This is a genomic window from Rhodococcus sp. ARC_M6, assembly GCF_022810305.1.
Lineage (GTDB): Bacteria > Actinomycetota > Actinomycetes > Mycobacteriales > Mycobacteriaceae > Rhodococcus_F.
Window position 1 is genome coordinate 229,671 of the sequence record NZ_JALGQH010000002.1, and the last position, 15,567, is coordinate 245,237.

Genomic DNA, 15,567 nt, shown 5'->3' on the forward strand with positions numbered 1-15,567 from the left:
GAGCCTCCGAAGGCTGCTCGCCTGTGATCTCCTGTGGAGGCTGGTCTGGTCGACGCGTGCGATTCTGCTCGGTGGATCGGCGGAGTGCGGACGGTTGGGACTTACCTCGGACAGACGTCCGAGCCACTGGCTTCACAGTGACTTCGGATGACCGCGCACGTCCTGGGGATGCGGCACGGTCGGGGCGCCGCCGGCGGGGCCTGCCCAACGCGGGTTCGGCGGCGGCATCGGCTCGTGACGGTCGAGGCGCCGAATTCTTCCCGCCTGAAATGCTGCCACGGGACGAGGTTGGGGATGATTTCGGGGCAGCCGGTGGCCTGGGCGGTAGCGGTCGCCTGCGTGGCAGCCGCCCCGAAGCCCCGACGGAAGCGGCGGTTGACCTTTTCGCTGTCTTCGATGACCGAGCCGCCGCACCGGACGAGTCGCTTACCGCCGCGAGGTTGTCACTGTCCGTGGTCCTGCCGTAGGAGAAAGCACGTCCACGCTCCGGCCCGGCCGGTGTGGTCCTCCCGCCCATTCTCCCTCGTGCACACATACATCCAATCTACCCACCGGGAAATCTTCAAACCAGAGCGGAAGACTTCCCGTTTCACCTGAACGTCGTGGTCGTCCTTCTCAATGACCTTCCTGATCGAAGAGCGCTTGACCTTCGAGTTCCTTGACACGACGGTGTTCCCTCATAATGACGAGCACTCCAACTACGAAGGACACCACACATACGACCCCAGCGATCAACGCCCAGCCCCGAAATCCGTAACCTGCTGCTACCAAGGCCAATCCGAGCGCCACCAACCCAAGTCCGATCAGTAGATATCCGGGAAGGTTGCGACCGTCGGTGATCGCTTCACCGGCATGCGACCGAATCGTGCGTTCATCGTCCACGGGAATGCCCCCGTTCTCATCGGTCACCACCCTCTCCATCCTGAAATCATGACGACGCATGCTTCGCAGCCATCGTCGGCCCATTTCGCAATTACCCGAGCGATGCACCGACGAAAACTGGGCGAGGTGCGCCGCAGCCAGAATTTCGAGAACACAGTGTGCAACCTAGCGGAAAAGGACGAGAGACCCAGCAAGGTCGTATGCTGAGAATCCGGGGGCTCGAACTGGAGGAAATCCCATGGTGGACAAGGCTGCTCCTCACCAAAACTCCGCAGAGACACCCACACTCGGTGTGGAGGAGGAGTTTCACCTCTGCGATCCGCACACCGGACGACCGAGCCTACGCAACACCGACGTTGCCGCCGCGGCCGATGCACTCGGCCTCACCGTCCAACTCGAGCTCTCCCGCTGCCAGATCGAAACGTCCACATCCATCGGCACCCACATCCGCGACCTTCGCGATCAACTGTGCGAATCGCGTGCGGTCACCGCCGACGCTGCTGCACGCACCGGATGTCAATTACTCGCGGTGGGAACGCCGTTCTACGATCCACCCCCGGACTCGATCACCACCACACCGAGATATCAGCAGATGGCTGAACAATTCGGCGCCCTCACCACCGGTGTGATGTGCGGCTGCCACGTGCACGTCGGCGTGGAAGACCGCGAACGAGCGGTGCAGGTCATCAACCATCTACGGCCGTGGTTGCCGACACTGCTGGCTTTGACTGCGAACTCGCCGATCAGTGCCGGTGTCGATACCGGCTACGCCAGTTGGCGTCACATCCTGTTCGGACGGTGGCCCAGCTCCGGGCCACCTCCGTACTTCGAGTCCGCCAACGACTACGACGCCGCCGTCGCGACGATGCTCGAGACTGCAGTCATCCTCGATCCGCACATGGTCTATTGGTACGTGCGCATATCGGATCACCTCCCCACCATCGAGATCCGGATCAGTGACGTGCCGGCCACTGTCGAAGAGACGATGACATTTGCCACGCTGGTACACGCCTTGGTCACCACCGCGATGAAGGCAATCAGCCGAGGCGAGTCCGCGCCGATCGTCGACCAAGAATTACTCCATGCGGCGTGCTGGCGAGCTGCCCGCGACGGACTCTCCGGACGCGGGCTGGACGTGAACAGGAAGCGTCTGGTGCCCGCTCGCCACTTGATCCGCCAGCTTCTGGCTCACACCGCATCGACACTCGCAGAACTCGGCGAACTCGAGCAGGTCACTACGTCGCTGGCTTCCGTGCTCGACCACGGCAACGGGGCGATCGTTCAACGCCGCACGCTTGCCTGTCGCGGCAAGGTTGCCGACGTGATCGACGAATCCGCGCGGCGCACATTCGAAGGGTGCGATCCGCAAGCCGATCCGATCCGGAATTGGCGCCCTCGCTCACGCAAGAGTCCACCTGGCATCACTTCGGCCAGACACTGATGTAAGTCCGCGCGATCTCGAGGAGTGCCGATGCTGCTTCGTCTTCCAGGCGTATACCCACCGCAAGAAGACACATGGATGAGCCGTACGCATCGAACCGGCATGATGCGCAGTTTCGGGCCCACCTCCGACGAGTGAAAGCCGGAACGGCTGGCCGTACACGGCAAACCCCTGCCCCGAGGAGACGTCTGCCGCAAGCGATAGATGCCCACGCTCAAGCATGCATAGACCTAGTGCATGACGAAACCCACCTAGAAAGGGGCGGATCGAATCATATGAGCGATGAGCACCCACACGGGACAAAACAACACCGCAATCTCGGCGACGATTCGGCGGTCGTGCCGCTAGTGCCAAGTCACGTCCACGCTTGGTCCTGAGCGCCATTCGGTTGCCCATCGCCCGGTCTGCCACCCCGCGGTCCCACAAGAGTGCGGGTCCGAGCGCCATTCCGTGTTCTGATACTCCGGATATTCGAGGTGGGGCGGGTCTACGTCGCGGGGTACGTCTGTGCCCTCTGCACGTCTCGATAACTGCGAAGAGACAGACGCCCGACGGCCATAGCACCGAGGAACAAGATTGCAGCGCCGAGGCCCTCGAAGAACGCCAACTGCTGCAAAGCCACGCTCGCCGGTCTGGTCGCTGTAGGACTACCCGGGTCGCCGGTGTGCAGGACCGGTGCCAGAACCGGACCGACGATGAACCAGGCACCACCGAGAACGGCCAGCCATGCACCGAGGCTGGCGACCGCACGATGTGCACTCAGTAGAAGCAGAGCTCCACCGGCCACCGTCACAGCGCCGGGTAGCACCTCGAGCCAGCCTCGGCCCGATGTCCAGACCCAGGCTTCGTCCGGTACGAAGGAAAACGAAAAGTACGGGCCGACAAACGGAATCAACGCACCCCACAGTCCCAGCAGAATCAGCAGAATCCCGGAGATTGCGCCGCGACTACGGGGTACCCACATCCGGCCGGGCGTCGTACCGGCGGCTTTCTCCGCGGTCGTCGGTGAAGAGTAGTCATCCGATGAGATTGGATCCACCGAGTGCGCGTTCTCCGGATCGGGACGAGACATGTCATGACTGGCCATAAGTCCACTCCTTCCCGAAAACAAGTGCTACGTCGTCACATTCTGCTCGGCCAATACCACGACCAAACGAGCACAGAAAGCACGTAGATCGTCCGGTTTTCGGCTTGACACCAGCGTGCTGGGTTCGATGCCCGCATGGGCTAGAACACTTGACGCGGGCCCCTGGTAGGGACGCCAGTTCGGCACCGTGTTCCCGCCTGGCCGTGTTCGTCGACGAGACGACAAAGGTCGTCGACGGGAATCAGTCCTTGAAGGTGTCCTTGACCTTCTCGCCAGCCTGCTTCAGGTTGCTCTTGGCCTGATCCTTGTTTCCTTCGGCTTCGGTGTCCTTGTCTCCGGTCGCCTGCCCGACCTTCTCTTTGGCCTTGCCGGCCAACTCTTCGGCCTTGTTCTTCGCCTTGTCGACGGCACCCATGGGCTTCTCCTTCTCCTTTGCGTACTGGTCGAACGGTCGACCACCCTGTGCAATACGCCCCGTGAGGCGACATCACCACGCGGACAGTGAGCTGTATACCCGTCCCGGTGATGTCCAACCGCTCTCGACGGGATCCGTTGTCGCTGCTCGCGGGAGGTTCGAGCAAAAGCACCACGACCACCCGAAAATTCAGGTGGAGGATGACCGATCGAGGCAATCGTGTCTGTCCATGGCTGCCGCGCCACCGCTTCGCGCCGACTTGCCAACGGATATGCAATTGATCGTCCCAGAGACCGAGTTCCCGATCGCGTTTTCGACAGCTCCGGCTGCGAATATGCCGATTCCAGCCGAGTGTCGAAAGACGATCGGGATCTGCATCGCCACCCGCTGACTGATGTGTAGATCTTCAGTTAACTCCGCAGGTCGACCTACGCCAATGGTGTAGACCTACAACACGATCGACAGGTTTAGACGACCGCAGGTACTTGACGGCAGGAATCGGTCAGAGTTGCCGCCACGCCCGCAAACAGGATGTCGAGACCACGTTCGAGTTCGACTTCGCCGTCGTACGCGGCCGGCACGGACGCAAGGCCACGCAGAAGGGGAAAGTCGCCGATCGGAAGGCGGTGCAACCCCAGGCGCAGCAGGTCGTCGGTCTCCTCGGGCCGTTCGACGAGTTTCTGCAGCTCATTAAGAACGTGCCCATGCAGGAAGCCGAACAATGCCTGGTAGACGTGCAGCGCCTCGGCGTCACTGAAGCCGGCCCGAATGAGCAGCGCAAGGATGGCTTCAAGGGCGTAGCGTTCCCAGCGGCCGAAGCCCGAGGGGCGTCGAGAGCGGTCGGGTGACGAGCAGCGGCACCACCTGAGGATGGTCGAGCGCATGGACAGCGCATCGATGCCGTCGCGATCGATGCTCTCGAGCGCGACCTCGAGGATCCGTTGCCGGGTGATCGGGCCGCCGTCAGCTTGACCGACACCGCGACGTGTCGAGCGACGGGCAGGATCTTTCGACATCACAACCCTCAATCCCTTTCTCACACTGTAGGCCTCAAGCAGAGAACTACACTGTTGACGCGCCATCGAATGCGGCGTTGACTAGGTACGACAGTGTGCCGACGGTAGGCCGCCATGATCATCGTCTTGGGACTGGCACGCGTGCTCTGGCAGGGCCTTGGTGCCTCACCCGAACGACCACCGGCACAGTCCGGCCGCTAGCCCCTCGGAGTGTCCGACGCATCCCCGTCGGTCGAACATCAGAGGAAGCAGAAACATCGCCATGAGCATCGGCAAAGATCGCCCACAAGGCCGAAGCCGCAAAGGGGGTCGGTCAAGGAAGTGGTCGGCAGGGTTACCGGCAACACCCATCTACGGACCGAAGGCAACCTCAAACAGTCGGGCGTCAAAGCCAAAGACGCCTTCAAGCACTGACCCGACAACCCCGGGTCCACCTGATCGGGTAGTCGCGATGCCGGGGACCCACTCCACTTCAGGCTCTGTCGATTCACCAACTAGGAATTCGTCATGATCATCCTCGGAATTATTCTCGCTGTCGCCGGATGGCTACTCTCGATCCCCGTGCTGCTGTATCTCGGGGTCATCCTGCTCGTCATCGGTATCGTGCTGATGGTCGCGGGCTCGGCGGGCCATGCAGTCGGTGGCCGACGCCACTACTACTGACCGCCGTCCCGTCCCCACGCCACAGAGCCCACGGGTTCTCGGTCTCGGACAACTGGTGAACCCTCATGGCAATCTCCGACATCAAGGAATACGCGCATCTCAGCAGTAGAGATGTGGAGGAGTTGAGCCGCGAACTCGACAGTATCCGCCGCGAGGTCACCGATTCGCTCGGCGCGGCGGACGCAGCCTACATCCGCCGCACCATCGCATTCCAGCGGATGCTGGACACCGCCGCTCGGCTGCTGATAGTCGGCAGCCGCACAACGACCGGCTGGTCACTGGGAACGACAGCTCTGGCCGCGGCGAAGAGCATCGAGAACATGGAGATCGGGCACAACGTGTCCCACGGTCAGTGGGACTGGATGAACGACCCCGAAATCCACTCCAGTACCTGGGAGTGGGACATGGCGGGCCTGTCGTCGCAGTGGCGCTACTCCCACAACTATCGCCACCACATGTTCAACAACGTCGTCGGTATCGACGAGGACCTCGGCTTCGGCGTCATCCGCATCACCCGCGACCAGCCGTGGCGGCCGAATCATCTGCTCCAACCCCTACGGAACGTGTTGCTGGCGGCCACGTTCGAATGGGGCATCGCCCTGCACGGCCTGTACTCCGAACACGCCCGCGCAGGCACCGACACCGAGAAATCCGCCCACACGCGGGCACTGCTCGGGAAGATCGCCCGCCAGGCGGGAAAGGACTACCTGTTCTTCCCGATCCTCAGCGGGCGGCGGTGGCGACGGACCCTGAAAGCGAACATCACGGCCAACCTGCTGCGGAACCTGTGGGCGTACATCGTGATCTTCTGCGGGCACTTTCCCGACGGTGCCGAGAAGTTCACTCTGGCGGAACTCGAGCATGAGAGCCGAGCGGAATGGTATCTGCGCCAGATGCTCGGCACAGCCAACTTCAGGGCCGGAAAAGTGATGGCGTTCATGAGCGGCAACCTCTGCTATCAGATCGAACACCACCTGTTTCCCGACCTTCCCAGCAATCGCTATGCGGAGATCTCGACGAAGATACGTGCCTTGTGCGAGAAGTTCGACGTGCCCTACACCACAGGTTCCCTTGCGTGGCAATACCTTCTGGTTCTCCGCACCGTCCACAAACTGGCATTGCCGGACTGGTTTCTCACCGCGTCCGCGGACGATGCACCGGAGACCGCCTCCGAACTCAAGTTCCGCCCAGCCGGCGACCAGCCTGCCGGGGCCGCGCGAATCGCACTCCGGACCGCGCAGCGGACCCCGCCCGTCACACCTCACGGCATTCATCGACCGACACGGAGCGAACGCGATGGCTGAACCCAACTCGTCTACGACATCGTCGGACGGTGATCACTCAGCGTCATACGACAACTTGACCTCGGCGGCGGGCCGGATAGCCCAGAACAGTATCTTCGAAAGATTCGCCCGAGCAGGCTTCGTCACCAGCGGAATCGTCCACCTGATCATCGGCTACATCGCCATCCGGGTTGCCCTGGGCGGCGCTGCTGGTGCCACCGACCAATCCGGCGCGATGGCGGAACTAGCCAGCAAGCCTGGCGGAAAGATCGCACTGTGGGTAGGTGTTGTCGCATTCCTGGTGATGGCACTGTGGCGCCTCGCCGAAGCTGCGCTCGGAAAGTCGTCTGAACCGGGGTCCGACAGCGCACCATCCGAAGTGATCAACCGCATCAAGGCCTTTGCTTTGAGTGTGGTCTACTTCGCCTTCGCATTCACCGCGTTCGGGTTCGCCCGGGGCAGCGGAAAATCCAGTGGCGCCCAGAGTTCGGGCCTGAGCGCCCGCCTCATGCAAAGTACCGCGGGAACCGTCGCGCTGATCGTCGTCGGCCTGATCGTCATCGCGGTCGGCGGTTACCACGTCTACAAGGGAGCCAGCCGGAACTTCGTCAAGGACCTCAAGGGTGAACCCAGCGACCTAGTACGACGACTGGGCATTGTGGGTTACATCGCGAAGGGCCTGGCCATCGCGGCGATCGGTTTACTGTTCATCCTCGCGGCCGCCCAATCAGCGCCGAGCAAAGCCACCGGACTCGACGGCGCCTTCAAGACACTGTTAGCCCAGCCGTACGGCGCGACACTCCTTGTCTTGGCGGGCCTGGGGATCATCACCTACGGTCTGTACTGCTTCGCGATGGCCCGATACGTCAAGATGTAGTGCCACACCATCGGCTTCGTGATGTCTCGATCGCTTGTGTTACGGGAGATGTTAACCGAAGAAGAGCGTTGAGGGACTCAATCGCATTGGTGGAGCACAGCACTCGCCGTATCTCGGTGTCGTAATCGAGGAACGGAATGATCCCCCGAGCACTACGTGCAGGGCGGGACCCCCCATCCTGCCAGGCATTCGTCCACAGCCGGATGATCGCCCGGTACCTCTCACCCCAACGCTCAGCGAGGTCGTCGAACGCTACTCGAGGAGGTCGTCTCGGTCGGGGCGGTATAGATCGACTTGAGATCGTGCTTGAGCCCGCCCCAGTGCCGACGCGACGACAACCGAAAGGTGTGGGGTCGACCCGAGACGCGGTATCGGGATTACTCCCGGTCCGTTTCCTCGGGCCGCCCGCCGAACCCGGCGTGCGATTCTCACCGCACCGGGCTCTCCGCAAATGCTGTCGGTCCTGCCTTCTGGGCATGGATCAGCCACGGGTTGGGGATACGCGCCCCGCGGTATCGGTAGCGTTTGATTGTCACCGTCGCGGGTTGAAATAACGTGATCCCGCCCGCTTCCGGCCACCATCGACCGGAGCCGTAATAGTGGCGAATGATCCAGTACGCCTTCCGGTTCGGATGTTTCTTGCGTAGCCAACGCCAGACCCGCCACCACAGGTGGTGGTTGAGCAGGCCGAACGCACGGGCCGACGCGCCGTGCCGGAAATAGAACGCCCAGCCGCGAGTGATCTGTCCCAAAAGTCGGAACATATCTTTTGCGGGCAAGCTGGTGGTCTGTCTACCGGTCGCTGTCGTGACCTTACGCCGAATGGTGTTCATCGATTTCTTCGACGGGTAGGTGTAGATCAGTTTCCGGTCGCTTCCCCTCTGTCGGTGCCGCTGGATGCGGAAACCGAGAAAATCGAAGCCCTCGTCGATCCCGACCACTTGCGTCTTTTCGGGCGCCAGACGGAGCCCGACCGCCGCAAGCACGGTCTCGATCTCGCCGTAAAGATCCTCGGCTTGCTGCCGGGTGCCGAACACCATGACCACGAAATCGTCTGCATAGCGGACGATTCGGTAGGTCGCGGCGCCTCGGCGGGTGGCACGCCAGCGTTGGGTCTGGTTGCCCATGGCCCGCCACCTCTCCCGGAAGTGCTCATCGAGGACCGACAGAGCGAGGTTGGCCAGCAGCGGGGACAAAATCCCACCCTGGGGAGTGCCGGTGGTGGTGTCGCGGACCTCGTTCAGCTCGTCCAACAGTCCCGCTTTCAGAAACGCCTTGACCAACAGCAGGATTCGTCGGTCAGACACACGAAGCCGCAACCGGTCCATCAGGGCCGGGTGCGAAATTTCGTCGAAACATGCCGCGATATCGCCCTCGAAGACCTGCTCGTAGCCGCGTGCGGCATAGAACCGGATTTCCTCGATGGCGTCCTGACATCGACGTTCCGGGCGGAACCCATAACTGGACGGGTCGAAATCGGCCTCCAGAATCGGCTCCAACACCAGCTTCAACGACGCCTGCACGACGCGGTCACGAAGAGTGGGGATGCCCAGGCGACGACGTTCGCCGTTCGCCTTGGGAATCGACACCGTCCGCACCGGTACCGGACGAAACAAGCGGTCCTTCAACGAGGTCCGCAGTTTCGGTCAGGAAACCGGCCACGCCGCGCTCGCTGTTCTCGACCGACCACGCGGTGGCCCCGTCGATCCCAGCCGTCTTGGCGCCCTTGTTCTCCCGGACCCGCGTCCACGCCATGACGAGGAACCCTGGGTCCACCACGAGATTAAACAGATCATCGAAACAACGACCAGGATCGGCCGCCGCCCAACTGTGCAGTTTGGTCTGAATCCCCAGTACCCGCTGGCGCACCGTGTATGGACGTTCCAGCAGTGCACCGATATTCACCGGCGCCTCTTCCGGCATGACAACTCCCATTCTGCTTCACTTGCTGCCGCCCTTCGCCCTGTGACCGGCTTTCCCGGCCTCCGACTACTACGACGACTCCGCCCCGCCCCGGCCCGATCGGCCGACAGCGGACCCAACCCGACCGCCCGCACTGGATGCGCGGGAAATGTGGTGGGACCGAGACGGTTCCCGTGTTCACCTGTCACCGCTCGACGAGTCCGGTGCCCAGCTATACCCCGGCGGTCGACGGGAGTACGCCGCAGACTTTCCTCCCGACCTGCCCACACCGACGGCTTCGGTGCAGACGGGCGCCATCACCGCAACAATGATGACGCGCACCGCATCCCGACCCACATCCGCCAGATTCGAGCCGGTTCTTGTTAACGAGGCGTCAAACGCTGATTCCTCGCGTACACCCTCTCGTCTCGCTTGCCGGGCCCGCACCATCTGGCAGTGCTAGTACGTCCCGGCTTTGTCGGGGCTGCTCCCACCCTCCTCGGCGCTCCCCGAGTCAGGCTGCCCCCAGCTTCACCGAACCGCTACGGCGGCCCGGCGTCGAAGGTCTTCCACCTCCGATCGGTGAGTCAGGCGCCTCACGGCGCACGTTGCGAATCAAATGGATCACGCATGTCTGGACCGTAGTCGCCGGCCAGACGTTCTCGACGACTTCCTCGCTACGTGCGCCGGTCATCCGATCCTCAAGATGAGGTCGGCCTCGCGTCGACCGGAGAGCAGCGCCCCGTGAACGGTGGACGCTTCGGTGGCGTGTGTGGCCTCACCGGCAAAGAAGACTCGGTGGCCGATCGGTGCCGCGACGATCGCTCGGTCGTCGGGAGTGGATTCGAGCCCCGGGTAGGAGTAGGAGCCGCGGGCGTAGGGGTCGGCCGACCAGCGAGTCACCTGGTAGTCGGAAGGTTCGGGCACACGTTCGCCGTACATGACACGCAGAGCTCGCATCCCTTCAGCGACGGTGGCGGTGTCATCGAGGGATTCGATGCGGCGCGCGACCGACCCGCCGCGCAGCACGGCGATCACGGGCACACCCGTGACGCTTTGTAGCGGAAACCAAGCGGCCATCGGATCATCCGGCAAGCCGAACTGGGCGATGAGCTCGGCATCGTCCCAGAACTGAGCGTCGAAGCGCAGATACAGCTTGTTGTAGACACCCATACCGAGGCGGCCGATCGCCTCTTGCTTCTCAGCAGGCAAGGGCGGGTCGAAAATGACGGCATCGGTCTTCAACACACCCAGTGGCAGCGTGACAATCACATGATCGGCGTCGAAGACACCGCGGTCGGTGGTGTGCACCTGGACACCTGCGGCGCTGTAAACGATGCGATCGACCACGTGTCCCAACCGCACATCCAGGTTCTCGGCGAGCCTGGTCGCAATCTCGTCGTAGCCTCGAGGAAAGACCACCTCGTCACCGCTGTGACTGTCGTGGTGCTGCCCTACCCACAGGGGAACCTGGTCGGCGTCTGCACCGAAAGAGTCCTGGATGAAGTGGCGGACGGTATTTCGAATGAGGTTGGCGCGAATGTCGCTCATCCCAAGCTGCGGCAGCACCAATTCGACTGCGGCGGCGAAGGAGGTGTTCGCGAACCCTCGTTGCGCGGACAGCCCTTGCATCGCGGTCATGACCGCCTCGATGTCGGTGCCGTACGCGGTCATCGCTGCCGGGTCCAGTTGGCGGCCGCCGCTGTAGGCGGTGATCATGTTCTGGTTGAGCACCACGGTGGGCAGACCGAACTCGTCGCGGAGCTCGCTGACGGGGTTTTCCTCGACGCCGTGAATCCAGGAGGCGCCCAAGTCGAGGGGCATGTCCTGCCAGGTGCGATCGGTCCACAGTCGACCACCCACGCGGTCGCGCGCTTCGAGCACCGTCACCTCATGCCCGCCCCGGATCAGGTCGCGCGCTGCGGTGAGCCCCGCGATGCCGGCTCCGATCACGAGAACCGAGCCTGCGGGCTGCGCGGATGCATCGGCACCGCGGTGCCCGAAGCCCGAAACGGAGATGGTTGCGGAGTTTGGGGGCGGGTTGTTCGGACTCACGACGGTTCCTTCCTCGGGGGAACAACGGATCGATCGACGTCCACTGCTCATCGGTGATGATATTCGGTGCGCGGAACGACGAGCAGTGCCGCCGATTCAACCGTCTCCCGTGAAGAGACACTCCTAGTCCGGTCGGCGGCGCGGGTTGAAGGGCTCACCGGGCACTGTCAGGTTGGTGAGCGGCGCGAGCGGCTCGAAAAGGCCATCACCGTGATGGCCGCCGACAGCGAGTTCACCGCGGTGGTGGACCGGCTGGGATGCCTGCGTGGGATCGGCGCGCTGACCGCGTTCGCTCTGGCGGTGGAGATCGGCGACTGGAAGAGGCTGACGGGTCGCAGCGTCGGCGCTTATCTGGGTTTGGTACCCACCGAGCACTCCTCCCTGGGGAGAACAAGCCGAGAACAGTGGGCGCAAAACCCAAGCCACACCGAAGACAACGGGATCGTCGAACTCCGGGGCTTGAGAGCCGAACCCGGTGTATCCGCACATATGCTCGAACTGCACAGCGCAGAGCGTACTGAAACTCAGTCGTCCATACCGTCGGATTTCTGCCCCTTTCGGCCCAGCGCCGAAAGCTCTGCAAGCAATCCTCGACTGGATAGAATGATCGAAGACGTGGCTACCGAAGTAATCTTCTCGCACTCCAAGAGTTCTTCGAACTCCAAAAGCCGTTCTTTAACCTGAGGTAACGCCGTGACTACGGTGTCTCCGTTGGGATTGCCCACTGGGCCTCTCCCGGCATCGCCGAATGCGTCGGCCATCGCTTCGAGCAAACGGGCGAGGGGATCTTTCGACGTCACGTCCTCGTCGAGAATGCAGGCCTCGACTGCAAGGACCATGCCCATCAGGTGCAGCATTGCCCGATCGACCGCCTCGGCTACCGGGCGGAAAAGTTCCGGCCCCCCGATGCGCAACCAGCTGCGTTTCCGAAAGTTGCCGACGAGGCTGTCTTCACCCTGCAGTACGACCGTTTCGGCGGCCACGGATCTGTTCACCGACAATGCCCGTTGCCGCCAATTATCCCTATTGCCGCCGCCTGATCTCACGCCCTCGGCCAAATGCCCCAGGACGTCCGACACCTCGTGGGTGCGCATCACGAGCACGTCTCTGGCGTGTGACAGGTGGTCCGGCGGGACCAATACTGCGTTTATCGCAATACCGATGGCAACACCCAGGATTACATCGCCTATACGGTGCATGACGAGGTTTGCGTTCGTCGCTGTTCCGTACAGAAGGACCAACACCGCGGTGACGGCAACCCACACTCCGTCAGGCGACAGCAGCGGGATTCGGCCGACGAGTAAACCTGCCGCTGTTGCAAGAGCCAGAGCTGCGACGGGCGGGAGTATCACCGCTGCGATCGCAGCCACGATGACGCCGAGGACGACCACACTCACTTGACGTGCCGCCACCTGCATCGAGTTCCGCACCGTGTTACCGATGATGAAGAGCGCAGCGTACGGCGCCAGAAACGCTTCAGGGCTGTGAAATACCCTGTCTGCGATAACCCACGCGATAGCCACGGCCACCGTGCCTTTCACGGCCGCGACGAGACCTATGCTTTCACATCGCTGTACCAGGGGGTGCTCGAGAATTCCTTGCTCCTCACTGTTCGATTGACAGTTTCTGGTATCGATTCAACCAAAGCGAACTTTGTCCCCTGTAAACAGGCAGATCACGCGCCCCACGCCGGTTGCGTCGTAGATCGCAGTGACCACGGCCGCGACTGCCCAGAGTAAGCGCATAGAGGTCGCCGCTGCAGGCAAGCTCTCCGAAGCCCTTGAGACTGTCGAACGTGCACGTGGACGCCCGTACGACTTTCACCAATTGATCGGGCGTGCCGACCTGATGCTCGACGAAGCGGTCCAGAAGCCACGTGAAGCCGGCCGTCACGATCTCGCGGAGAAGGTAGAGACCGAACTGGTCGGCCGAAACGTCTTTCCCGGACAATGGACGTTCCAGGTAGTCGAGGATTTCGACGACCACTTTTAGTCCGCGTTTCGCGAGTGTGAAGTGATCGTGCGCAGCGAGCTTTGTGGTGGGCGCCGTCATGTCTTCGAATCCGAAATGAAGGAAGCTCGGCGAACTCACGGGCACCCTGGGCACGAGGCACGGCCGTAGCCGCGCTACGTGCGATTTTCGCCGTGTCGGAAGGAAGGCCCTGTCTTTCAGAGTTGCCAAAGTGAGGTACGTGGAAATAGTGAGCGTAGGGAGACCCCGAGCACTGACTTCGAGCATTTCGATCAGATTGGCACCGTTGTCCAACTGGCCGGTATCGACACCGTCATGGCGCCAACTCCCTGGCGAGACGCCGCCGCGCGGCGGCGCCTCGATCCTTGTGCGAGGGTCTCCTCACAAAGCCTCCGCGTCCTTATGCCGCAGGTACTTCAGTGCCTCAATCACCCCGCACTCCTGACAGACATCCCATGCTGAATTTGGTCAAGCAGCCACTGTGGTTGTGGTTCCAGCCGTAGCGGTGGTTCCGGTTCGGTGATGCTGCCACGCGATATCCTCGTCGTACGGTGTGCCGGTCTTGAGACAGCCGTGCAGTATGCCCACCAGCCTGTTCGCAAGCTGACGCAACGCTGCGTGGTGGCCGATTCTTCTGCCGCGTAGCGCGTCGTAGTAGGCCCGGGCACCGGGAGATGCGCGCAGCGCGGAGAAGGCCTGCAGGTGCAGCGCGGCGCCGAGGTGGTGGTTGGTGGCGTAACGGGCAAGGACAACGGTCCTCTTGCCCGAGGCCCGCGTGATCGGACTCTGCCCGGAGTAGTTCTTGCGTGCCCGGGCGTCTGCGAATCTTGTGGAATCGTCCCCGAACTCGCCGAGGACCCGAGAAGCCAGGACCACCCCGAAACCCGGCTGGCTGAGATAAATATCAGCGTCCGGGTGACGGCCAAAATGCTCGGCCACCACCGTCTCGAACTGTGCGATCTGCTCGTTGAGGGCGGTGATGATCCTGACCTCTCCGGGAACGATGCGTGCGTAGGCACACTCAAGGGCCGCCGGTTGCCGCAACGCGGGCGCGCGGAGTACCGCCAGTAGCGTGTTTGCTTTGGCCTCGGCATGGTGGCGGCGGGCAGTCCGCAATGCGGCAATGAGCTGGCTTCGGGTCAGTTTCGCGGCCAGCACCGGATCCGGTGCCCGGGCAAGTAGCCGCAGTGAATCCACTGCGGCAAGGTCCTCGAATGCGTCGATGGCTGCGGGAAAGAACTCGCGCAGAACAGAACTCAGCCGCAGCACATGGCGGGTTCGGTCCCAGATCGCACTTTGGTGCGCGCGTGCCAACAGCTTCACCGCCTCGGCCACGTCACTGTCCCCGGCGATCGGACGGTGATGGGCGCGGTCGAGGCGGACGATTTCGGCGAGCACATGCGCATCACCGGCATCGCTCTTGGCGCCGGAGGTGGCGTGGCGTTGCCGGTAGCGCGCGGACGAGAGTGGGTTGATCGCGAACACCTGGTAGCCGGCTGCTCGCAGCGCCGTTACCCAGGGGCCGCGGTCGGTCTCGATTCCGACGACGATCTGCTCGGCGACCTGTTCAGGTGGCAGTTCCACCCAGGTTGTGGGGGCGTGCTCGGCGAGCAGGGTATGTAGCCGTGTGATGCCCTCCAAACCTTCCGGCACACGTGCCCGCGCCAGTCGGTGCCCCGTTTCGTCTTCGATCTCTATGTCGTGGTGGTCCTGCGCCCAGTCGTCTCCGATGAACAACATCGCATTCGTCCTCCTCCGTGGTCCGTCAGGCAAGATCACAGCTCCCGGAGACCCCCGCACTCTAATGATCAAGTGCTCACGCCGGAGCGGGCACGGCATCCCATCAGCGGTCTGGCCACCGGCGTGTCGGTGGGCGCACGGTCTGTCATTAGGCCTCGATGAGGGGCCTGGGAGGGTGAGTGCTGATCCACCGACCGCTGTGTAGTCGAGCCTTCCACAAGCACCCGACTAATCC

12 protein-coding genes and 5 pseudogenes are annotated in these 15,567 nt (G+C 62.7%); 7 read left to right on the forward strand and 10 right to left on the reverse strand.

Going from position 1 to position 15,567, the window contains the following annotated elements:
* Positions 1-137: 137 nt before the first annotated feature.
* Positions 138-467, forward strand: coding sequence for a hypothetical protein (locus MTX36_RS03955; RefSeq protein ID WP_243618450.1), 330 nt, complete (start codon positions 138-140; stop codon positions 465-467).
* 148 nt (positions 468-615) lie between these two features.
* Here MTX36_RS03955 and MTX36_RS03960 read toward each other — a convergent pair whose 3' ends face one another.
* Positions 616-921 (reverse strand): hypothetical protein, encoded by a 306-nt coding sequence (locus MTX36_RS03960; protein WP_243618451.1) that lies wholly within the window; start codon positions 919-921, stop codon positions 616-618.
* A gap of 199 nt (positions 922-1,120) precedes the next feature.
* On the opposite strand from MTX36_RS03960, the gene MTX36_RS03965 reads away from it, so the two are divergent.
* Entirely contained in the window at positions 1,121-2,323 is a 1,203-nt protein-coding gene (locus MTX36_RS03965; RefSeq protein WP_243618452.1) for a glutamate--cysteine ligase, read from the forward strand.
* Between the two features lie 505 nt (positions 2,324-2,828).
* Here the strand turns inward: MTX36_RS03965 and MTX36_RS03970 are convergent.
* From MTX36_RS03970 to MTX36_RS03980, 3 genes and pseudogenes are all read right to left on the reverse strand, one after another.
* Positions 2,829-3,287 (reverse strand): annotated as a pseudogene (locus tag MTX36_RS03970) (hypothetical protein); the annotation flags it as partial.
* Between the two features lie 364 nt (positions 3,288-3,651).
* Entirely contained in the window at positions 3,652-3,825 is a 174-nt protein-coding gene (locus MTX36_RS03975) for a CsbD family protein (RefSeq protein ID WP_094275016.1), read from the reverse strand.
* A 467-nt stretch (positions 3,826-4,292) separates the two neighbouring features.
* A pseudogene (locus MTX36_RS03980) lies at positions 4,293-4,707 on the reverse strand (TetR/AcrR family transcriptional regulator C-terminal domain-containing protein); the annotation flags it as partial.
* Positions 4,708-5,348: 641 nt separating this feature from the next.
* Here MTX36_RS03980 and MTX36_RS03985 point away from each other — a divergent pair.
* From MTX36_RS03985 to MTX36_RS03995, 3 genes are all read left to right on the forward strand, one after another.
* Positions 5,349-5,504 carry a DUF6131 family protein gene (locus tag MTX36_RS03985; protein ID WP_243618454.1) on the forward strand — a complete coding sequence of 52 codons (156 nt, stop codon included), beginning with the start codon at positions 5,349-5,351 and terminating at the stop codon, positions 5,502-5,504.
* A gap of 65 nt (positions 5,505-5,569) precedes the next feature.
* A complete protein-coding gene (locus MTX36_RS03990; protein ID WP_243618455.1) occupies positions 5,570-6,808 on the forward strand; it encodes an acyl-CoA desaturase in 1,239 nt (412 codons plus the stop codon).
* On the forward strand, positions 6,801-7,664 hold the full coding sequence (locus MTX36_RS03995) for a DUF1206 domain-containing protein (protein ID WP_243618456.1): 864 nt from the start codon (positions 6,801-6,803) through the stop codon (positions 7,662-7,664). The genes MTX36_RS03990 and MTX36_RS03995 overlap by 8 nt, the downstream gene beginning before the upstream one ends.
* Positions 7,665-7,719: 55 nt before the next feature.
* Here MTX36_RS03995 and MTX36_RS04000 read toward each other — a convergent pair.
* The 4 genes and pseudogenes from MTX36_RS04000 to MTX36_RS04010 all read right to left on the reverse strand — a co-directional run.
* A pseudogene (locus tag MTX36_RS04000) lies at positions 7,720-8,014 on the reverse strand (transposase); the annotation flags it as partial.
* Between the two features lie 78 nt (positions 8,015-8,092).
* Entirely contained in the window at positions 8,093-9,253 is a 1,161-nt protein-coding gene (ltrA, locus tag MTX36_RS04005) for a group II intron reverse transcriptase/maturase (protein ID WP_308198186.1), read from the reverse strand.
* Positions 9,195-9,599, reverse strand: coding sequence for a hypothetical protein (locus MTX36_RS30175; protein WP_308198187.1), 405 nt, complete (start codon positions 9,597-9,599; stop codon positions 9,195-9,197). The genes ltrA and MTX36_RS30175 overlap by 59 nt, the downstream gene beginning before the upstream one ends.
* Positions 9,600-10,256: 657 nt before the next feature.
* Positions 10,257-11,621 (reverse strand): FAD-dependent oxidoreductase, encoded by a 1,365-nt coding sequence (locus MTX36_RS04010; protein ID WP_243618457.1) that lies wholly within the window; start codon positions 11,619-11,621, stop codon positions 10,257-10,259.
* Positions 11,622-11,798: 177 nt separating this feature from the next.
* Here MTX36_RS04010 and MTX36_RS04015 point away from each other — a divergent pair.
* Positions 11,799-12,002: pseudogene (locus MTX36_RS04015) on the forward strand (transposase); the annotation flags it as partial.
* 143 nt (positions 12,003-12,145) lie between these two features.
* On the opposite strand, the gene MTX36_RS04020 reads toward MTX36_RS04015, so the two are convergent.
* Entirely contained in the window at positions 12,146-13,162 is a 1,017-nt protein-coding gene (locus MTX36_RS04020) for an FUSC family protein (RefSeq protein WP_243618458.1), read from the reverse strand.
* A 163-nt stretch (positions 13,163-13,325) separates the two neighbouring features.
* On the opposite strand from MTX36_RS04020, the pseudogene MTX36_RS04025 reads away from it, so the two are divergent.
* Positions 13,326-13,742, forward strand: a pseudogene (locus MTX36_RS04025) (hypothetical protein).
* Between the two features lie 318 nt (positions 13,743-14,060).
* On the opposite strand, the gene MTX36_RS04030 reads toward MTX36_RS04025, so the two are convergent.
* Positions 14,061-15,332, reverse strand: a complete 1,272-nt coding sequence (locus MTX36_RS04030; RefSeq protein ID WP_243618459.1) for an IS110 family transposase — start codon at positions 15,330-15,332, stop codon at positions 14,061-14,063.
* Between the last annotated feature and the right edge of the window lie 235 nt (positions 15,333-15,567).